This window comes from Mycobacterium sp. 1165196.3 (assembly GCF_001673415.1).
Classification (GTDB): Bacteria; Actinomycetota; Actinomycetes; order Mycobacteriales; family Mycobacteriaceae; genus Mycobacterium; species Mycobacterium europaeum_A.
Genome location: NZ_LZLU01000258.1, coordinates 1 through 7,796, shown reverse-complemented (window position 1 = coordinate 7,796; position 7,796 = coordinate 1). Strand labels below are relative to the sequence as shown.

Annotated in this window: 4 protein-coding genes and 1 tRNA gene; 1 reads left to right on the top strand and 4 read right to left on the bottom strand. The window is 67.3% G+C overall.

The window, feature by feature from the left end; genetic code table 11:
- Nucleotides 1-200: 200 nt before the first annotated feature.
- The 4 genes from A5659_RS24795 to A5659_RS24780 form a co-directional block, all read right to left on the bottom strand.
- Nucleotides 201-2,555, bottom strand: coding sequence for a glycerol-3-phosphate 1-O-acyltransferase (locus A5659_RS24795; protein WP_067184941.1), 2,355 nt, complete (start codon nt 2,553-2,555; stop codon nt 201-203).
- The gene (locus A5659_RS24790; RefSeq protein WP_067142832.1) at nt 2,552-4,396 is read right to left on the bottom strand and encodes an HAD-IB family hydrolase/lysophospholipid acyltransferase family protein; all 1,845 of its coding nucleotides are present in this window, start codon (nt 4,394-4,396) and stop codon (nt 2,552-2,554) included. Before A5659_RS24790 ends, A5659_RS24795 begins: the two co-directional genes overlap by 4 nt.
- Complete coding sequence (locus A5659_RS24785) at nt 4,393-5,862, bottom strand: wax ester/triacylglycerol synthase family O-acyltransferase (RefSeq protein WP_156748721.1); 1,470 nt, start codon at nt 5,860-5,862, stop codon at nt 4,393-4,395. Before A5659_RS24785 ends, A5659_RS24790 begins: the two co-directional genes overlap by 4 nt.
- 159 nt (nt 5,863-6,021) lie before the next feature.
- Complete coding sequence (locus A5659_RS24780) at nt 6,022-7,269, bottom strand: alpha/beta hydrolase (protein WP_067184937.1); 1,248 nt, start codon at nt 7,267-7,269, stop codon at nt 6,022-6,024.
- A 187-nt stretch (nt 7,270-7,456) separates the two neighbouring features.
- On the opposite strand from A5659_RS24780, the gene A5659_RS24775 reads away from it, so the two are divergent.
- Nucleotides 7,457-7,530, top strand: a tRNA-Arg gene (locus tag A5659_RS24775).
- The last annotated feature ends 266 nt before the right edge of the window (nt 7,531-7,796 follow it).

Here is a 7,796-nt window from a genome sequence, read left to right as displayed (position 1 = left end):
GGGTCGGGCAGGCCCGTCACCGTCAGCGAGCTGGCCAGCGAGAGGGCCCCGATGCCGGCGGCGGTGCAGCCCGCCAGCACGGCCACCCCGGCCAGCACCGGCCACACCAGCGTGCGGCGCTGGGCGAAGGCCTCGGTCGAGGCCCTGCCAGCCGGCGGGGCGACGGTCATACGTCCAGGGTATGGGGCGGCCCCGACCGGCTACCGAGGCTGGCTGGCCAGAAGGTCCTGGCGGGCCTTGGCCTCGCGGGCCACGAACTGATCGCGCGCGATCCGCCCGGCGTAGTCGAGGTCGTGCAGGATGTCGCGCAGCTCATGCAGGAAGGCACGACGCCTTTCGGCCAGGTCGGGCGCGGCCGCGATCAGGTCCTGATCCTCGACGACCTGGCGCGCGGTGGCGAACAGCAGCGTCGAGACCGATTCGCTGCTGCGGATCCGGGTCTGCGCCACGTACTGTCGCCCGACGCCCAACGCCAAGTCGGTCAGTTCCTTGTGCCCGATGTCCGCAGGCGCGTCCCGCAACACGTCGGCGACGATCTCGTACGCCTCGAAGAACACCCGCAACATCGCGTCCGCCATCAACGGACGCTTGGCGAACAACAGCGCGTCGATCTCGTCGCCCCCGGCCGCGACGTGGGCTTCCCAGTTGTCGTGCCAGGCCATCTCTTCGGCGATGTTGTCCCGGAATGTCGCCGAGTCGGCGAAATAGAAGTCGAACTTCAGCAGATGGCGCAGCCGCATCGCCTGGGCCCAGAACGCGGCCATGCGGTCGCCGTCGGCGTGGCGGGCGTGCGCCAGGGCGAGCTCGACGATCGAGGTCTCCAGAAAGGCGTGGATCACCGAGTTGCGGTAGAAGGCAGCGGCGTGCTGTTCTTCGGGCGCGATGCGCCACACCGGTTCCCGGCCGCCGTCGACCCGGGTGATGGGGTGTCCGTTGGACAGTGCGTCGACCGCGGCGCGTACCCCGTCTTGCGTGCGCAGCCGCAACGCGCTGGTGGACATCGGATTATGTTTGCGTTCTAGGTAATCCAGCGAATCCTGCAGGGTGTGGTGCAACTGGCCGAGGGTCAGCGCCGCCCCGCGCGTGGTCAGCAGCAGCGCGCATACCAGACCCGTCGCCGTCACCGGCGTCGCCTGCAGTATCCGCCAGGCGACCTCGAATGACATCTTCTGCAGCGCAAGGCGTTTGGCGTCCGGATCCTGGGCCAGCGGGCCGTGCGGCGCGCCCAGGTAGTGGCGCATCGACACGGCTTCCGGGAAACGGACGTAGATCTTGCCGTAGTTGCGTTCACCCTGCGCCCGGATGAAGTTGTACAGCCAGCCCACACCTTCGGGTGTCTTCTCGCCGCCGCGGGCGTAGGCGGCGTACTCCGCGGTCTCGTGCAGCTGGTCGAAGCTGATCGAGACCGGTTGCAGCAGAATGTCTTCGCTGCGGCCATCGAGGTAGGCGTCGGCGACGTAGGCCAGCAACCCCAGCTTGGGCGGCAACATCTTGCCGGTGCGCGAGCGGGTGCCCTCGATGGACCAGCTCAGGTTGAACCGCTTTTCGACGATGTAGCCGACGTATTCGCGCAGCACGTACTTGTAGAGCTGGTCGTTACCGATGTTGCGGCGGATGAAGATGACCCCGGAACGTCGCAGCAGCGGGCCCATGGCACCGAACGACAAGTTGATACCGGCGAACACGTGCACCGGCGGTAATCGGTTGTCCTGCATGGCGACCGGCACCACCGCGCCGTCGATGTAGGACCTGTGCGAAAACAACAACACCGCCGGGTGGGCTTCCAGGCCCACCCGCATCGCCGCGACCTGATACTCGTCATAATCGATCTCGGGGTCGAACCCGCGGCTGATCATCCTGCCGAGAACCCCGACGAGGTCGACCGATGCCCGGCTCCAGCCGGTAGCGAGTTCGTCGAGCATCTTTCCGGCTTCCTCGACGGTGGCGCCGGGAATTGTCGCCAGGCCGCGCCGAAACCGGTTGGAGGCCAAGATCTCTGGTTTCACCAGCCGCGGCGACTTGTACTGCGGTCCGAGGATCCGGTACTCGACGCGTTCCATCGCCAAGATGGCGCGGCGGATGACGAATTGGGCGAAGTCGTACCGGTCGTCTCCGACGGTGGTGTCGCGCCATTGCCGGCGCAGCTCGGCGACCGTCGCGGCTTCGCCGGCCACCACCCGTGCCCGCTGGGGCGCGGTGCGCACGATCCGTTCTTGCTGGCGCTGGTTGGGGTGGTACGGATCCCGGCCGGGCAGCAGGCCGGCCAGCTTGGCGACCCGGCCGCGATCCGGCTCCGGCAGCCAGAACACCCGCACCGGCACGATGGAACGGTCTTCCCGGGATTCGAGCTGTTCGGCCAGCGCCGTCATCACGTCCGGCGGCGCATCGAGCGCCGGCAGCTTGACCAGGTCGAAATTCGCGCCCGGGTGCCCGGCGCGTTGTTGCTCCATCCACGCCGTCACCAGGTCCATCTCGACCGGCGAGGTCATTGACGCCAATATCAGCGAGTCAGTCCCGGCAAGGATGGCGCTGGTATCCGCGGCCGGTTCGGTCACGGATGCCCTCGGTGCGGCGATTCCGGTGACTCGGCGTTGCCGGGCGCCGCCTTGGTCGCGGGCCGTTGCGCCTCGCCGTCTTTGCGGGCGGCCTCGGATTCATGCGGAGTTGCCTTGGGTGCCTTGGCTTTCGACGCGGCCTTCTTCGCCGGCGCCTTCTTTGCGGGTGCTTTCTTGGCGGGTGCCTTCTTGGCCGGCGCCTTCTTGGCGGGTGCCTTCTTGGCAGGTGCCTTCTTCGCCGGCGCGTTCTCGGCGGGTGCCTTCTTGGCGGGTGCCTTCTTCGCGGGTGCCTTGGCGGTCCGGCTCTGTGCCTTCTCGGCCGCCTTCTTCTCCGCGTACAGGTCGACCTCGGGCAGTTCGTCGACGGGCCAGTTGGCGAGCGTATCCAGGTAGAGCTGGCGCACTTCGGCGATGCGGTCCGGCAGCGTGTCAAGCGTCCAGTCCTGCACCGAGATCGGCGGGAAGACCGCGACGTCGACGGTGCCCGGGTTGATGACGGTCGAGTTCCGGGCGGCGACCAGCTCGGCGTTGCGAATCACGATCGGAACGATCGGGATGCCGGCGGCCATCGCGAGACGAAATGGACCCTTTTTGAAGGGGCCGACCTCGTTGGTGTCCAGCCGGGTGCCCTCCGGCGCCATCACAATGGAAAGCCCGTTCTTGGCCCGCTCCTCGACAATGCGCATCGTCTCCAGCGCGGAGGCCGAATCGTCTCGGTCGATGAAAACCCCGTCCAACGCTTTGCCGAGCAGGGCCATGATCGGGTTCTTCTGTAATTCCTTCTTGGCCACGGCAACCCAGTTGTCGTTGACCAGCGCACCCGCGATCACCGGATCCACCTGATTGCGGTGGTTGTAGATGAAAACGGCCGGACGTTGCGCGGTCAGATTCTCTCTCCCGACGACATTGAGGTGCACTCCCGTGGTCGCCAGCACGGTTTGGGAAAAAATGGAAGTAAAGAAATTGGCGCCCCGCCGCCGGCTACCGGTCAGCACGCCCATTGCCACTGCGCCCGCGCCGACGGGGACAATCGAGCCCAGTCCGGCAAGGGTACGCACCTGCCGTCGCAGACCCACCGGACCTCGGCTGCTGAATCTCAGGATGGGCCAACCGCGGCGCTTGGCCACCGCCGCCATTTTCCCTTCGGGATTCGTCGGCCGGGGATTGCCGACCAGATACATCAGGGCGACGTCCTCGTCACCGTCGGCGTAGAAGTAACTGTCCTTGAGATCGATGCCGTGCTCGGCGGCAAACCGTTGTACCGCAGCGGCTTTGCCGGGACCCCAGAGAATCGGCTTCTGGACGGACCCGGTGAGCAAGCCGTCCTCGGTGGTCTCGAACTTGTTGGTGAGCATGTTGGGGATGCCGAGGAACCGCGCGACGGGATTGACCTGGATGGTCAGCGCCGACGAACTGAGCACCACGGTGTGGCCGCGGGCCATGTGGGCGCGGACCAGCTCACGCATCTCCGGGTAGATCCGGGATTCGATGCGCTGGACGAACATTCGCTCGCCGATCTCTTCCAGGTCGTCGAGCAGTCGCCCGGTGAGCGCCTTGGCGGCCTTGCCGATGAGGTCCTCGAACTCGATACGACCGAGGGTGTGGCTCAAGCCGGCCTGCACCATACCGAGCAGTTCACTCACTCCCATGTCGCGGCGCAGCAGCCGCTCCTGGGTCAGGATGACCGCGGTGAATCCGGCGACCAGCGTGCCGTCCAAGTCGAAGAATGCGCCGATCTTCGGTCCTTCGGGGCTGGCCATGATCTCGGCCACCGAGCCGGGCAGCCGCAGGTCCGCTCCGGCCGTTTCGTCCTTGTCCCCCTGCTGCTTCGAGTTGCTCATGAGCCGGCCACCGATCGAGTGGACACCGCCGACTCGGTGAACGAGGCGGGCACCGCCTGCGGTGGCGGGTCGCCTCCCAGCGCCAGGATCTCGTCGAAACCCTCCAGCAGGCATTGGGCGAACAACGCCTCGTTTCGCACCGCGGCCCGGTCGTAGCGCACGGTGATGGTGCACCACCCGCCCCGCGAGATCAGCACCACCATCATCGCCACGCCGGGCAGCGGACCGATACCGTACTGCCGCAACACTTTTGCTCCGGCGATGTAGGTGTCGCCGGGATAGACCGGGACGTTGCTGGCCTGCACGTCGGAGCCGATCACCGACCCGGTGATGCCTTCGAGCACCGCGGTCGGCAGGACGCTGAGCACCGGCGCCAGCGAGCCGATGATGTTCATGGCGGGCTCGTCGCGGCGCTGCGTCATCTGGGCGCGAATCTTTTTCATCCGGGAGACGGGGTCCACGGTGCCGATCGGCGCCGCGAGGTTGACGCCCGTGAACCGGTTGCCGCCGGCCGTGTCCGCTTCGGCCCGCAGGTTGACCGGCACCGCCATCGGCAGCGTGCTGATCGGCACGCCGAACGCCTCGTGGTAGCGGCGCAGGGCGCCGCACAATCCGGCAAGGTAGGCATCGTTGATCGACCCGCCGCCGGCTTTCGCGGCCTTGTGCAGGTCGGCGAGCGGGATGTCGATCGCCTCGCTGCGGGTGGCCAGGCTGCGCCGCCGCAGCAGCGGCGACGGCTCGGCGGCCCGGTTGAGCACCCGCATGCCCGACATGGCGTACCCGACGATCCCCGAGACGGTCGCCGTCGGTTCCAGGACCGCCCGCCCGGCCGCCGACACCGCCCCGGACAGCGCGCTCATGACGCCGCCGACCACGGCGAACGGCAGGTGGTTAATGCCCTGGCGCATCAGGTCATTGGACGTCAGGTCCTGCGGCACGGGCAGCGGCAGCGTCGGCTTGGCCGGCGGATCGCGCTCGAGGTCATAGATTTCGGCGAACATCTGCACCCCGCCCACGCCGTCGGTGACGGCGTGGCTGACATGCAGCAGCGTTGCGGCCTTGCCGTCGGCCAAGCCCTCGACGAGGGTGGCCGTCCACAACGGTCGCGAAATGTCCATCGGCGACTGCAGGATGAGGTCGGCCAGATCGAATACCTCACGCAGCGTGCCCGGTTCGGAAACACGCACCCGGCGCACGTGAAAATCCAGGTTGAAGTCGGGATCGACCACCCAGCGCGGCGACGCCGTCGGCAGGGTCGGCACGACGACCTTTTGGCGCAACCGCAGCACCCGTCGGGACGCGCTTTCGAATCGGTTCCGGAACTGTTCCCATTCCGGCGTGGTGTCCAGCAGCTCCAAGGCCATGATCCCGGACCGGGTGCGGGGGTTTGCCTCTCCCCTGTGCAGTAGGTAGTCGACCGGCCCGAGTTCGTCGGACAACTTGATCGCCTCGACGGATTCAGTCATGGTCATCAGCTCGACGCGCCAACGTTGTCACCGTCGCTCAAGCCTCCTGCCTTTAGGACCACCGACCCGAATGGTCTACCCAACGCTAGTCGGGTTACCACGCTGGTGAAAGGAGCGGCGAGCACCGGGCCGCCGATTCAGCTGGCCTCCGGCCGACCCTCAGCTGGCCGAAGTGGCCGACAGCGGCGGCGAATCCAGCAGGGAGCTGACGCGCCGTCCGTACACGACACCGAGGAAATCGGCTACGGCGTCAGCGGCCAGCCGCGATCGAACCGTCGGCGTGATGTCGAAAGCGTGGTGGGCGTTGCCGAGTTCGGCGTGCGCCACCGTGGCAGCCCCGGCCGCGCGCAACGCCGCGCAGAAAGCGCGAGCCTGGCCGCTGGGCACCAACTCGTCCTTCTGGCCGTGCAACACGAAGAAGGGCGGCGCGTCGGCGTGCACGTAGGAGACGGGTGATGCCGCCGTGAAGCGCTCGGGCGCCTCGGCGTAGCGGGCCTTCATCACGAACTGTTCGAGGAACGGCAGCATCAGGGGGTGCATGTTGTCGAAGTCGGTGAAGTCGTAGACGCCGTAGTAGGGCGCTACCGCTTGCACGCTGGTGTCGGCCTCTTCGAAACCGGGCTGGAAGGCGGGGTCGTTCGGCGTCAGCGCCGCCAGGGAGGCCAGGTGCCCGCCCGCCGAGCCGCCGGTGATCGCGATGAAATCGGGGTCGCCGCCGTAGTCGGCGATGTTCTCCCGGACCCACGCGATCGCCCTTTTGACGTCGATGAGGTGTGCGGGGAAGGTGGCGCGCGGGCTCTTGCTGTAGTCGATCGAGACGCAGATCCAGCCGAGTTGGACCATTCGGCTCATCAGCGTGTAGGCCTGCGGACGCCGGCCGTTGAGCGCCCATGCCCCGCCCGGCACCTGGATCAGCACGGGTGCGCGGCAACCTGGCGCCAAGTCGTCGCGCCGCCAGATGTCCAGCAGGTTGTCGCGCGGGCTCGGACCGTAGGAGATGTCGGACGTCTGCGACGCATACCGGCGGTGCGGCCCGGGCCTGCCGAGCAGTCGACCGCGCGGGGCGCACAGCGCGCCGACGGCGGCGGGATGACATACCTGTTCGCGAAACTCGGGGCCGAAGGACTCCTCGAGCGCGGTGGTGAGGGTTCGATCAGCCCGCTGGGCGGCCAGCGTCGTGCCTACCCGGCCGACGGACGGATGCGAGACGCGGGACAGCGCGTGGCCGGTCACCACGTGCGGAGGAAACTCCGTGAAAAGCCAGCCGGCGAAGCAGCCCAGCGCGAACGGCCCACCGCGCAGCACCAGGTTACCGAGTTGGTAGACATCCCGGGCTTCGGCTGCCAGCCGTGCCACCTGGGCCCCCGCCCACGAACAGGGCGAGGTCTGCTTGCTGGCCACGCTCATTGCAACGTCACCTCTGGAACGTTATGCACACGCCTCGTTGCGGTTAACGGCCCATGACCGGCCGATGTTGTCCGTGTGTCGAGGGTCCCAACGATAACCGATAAACGCGGCGCGGTAAGGGTTTTCGTGCGCGTGGCGGCGGGGAATCGGGTCGGCAGGTGCGGTTGGATAGACTGACCTGCACATTGCCTCCGTAGCTCAGGTGGATAGAGCAAGGGCCTTCTAATCCCTAGGTCGCACGTTCGAGTCGTGCCGGGGGCACCGTGATTCGTGTGTGACTTCGGTTATTGCCCGACGCGGCGCCGCAGGTCCACCGACGGCGGGGTCCGCGCGCCGCCCGGTCGGTGGGGCGCGATGTCCAATTGCAGACCGGGGCGCCTATTGGCTGGGTAATTCAGTCCTGCTGACTACCTAACCGATTGACGGCGGGCCGGCAAGCGAGACACCGAACGCCCCACCGACGGTGATCGATCACTTAAATCAACTGGTCGTGGTGCTAGACCTCGATCGTCTGACTGACGTAGTTC

Excerpts from the sequence above, each read along its gene's own strand:
- A5659_RS24780 (WP_067184937.1), bottom strand. The coding sequence starts at position 7,269 with ATGAGCGTGGCCAGCAAGCAGACCTCGCCCTGTTCGTGGGCGGGGGCC.
- A5659_RS24785 (WP_156748721.1), bottom strand. The coding sequence starts at position 5,862 with ATGACTGAATCCGTCGAGGCGATCAAGTTGTCCGACGAACTCGGGCCG.
- A5659_RS24790 (WP_067142832.1), bottom strand. The coding sequence starts at position 4,396 with ATGAGCAACTCGAAGCAGCAGGGGGACAAGGACGAAACGGCCGGAGCG.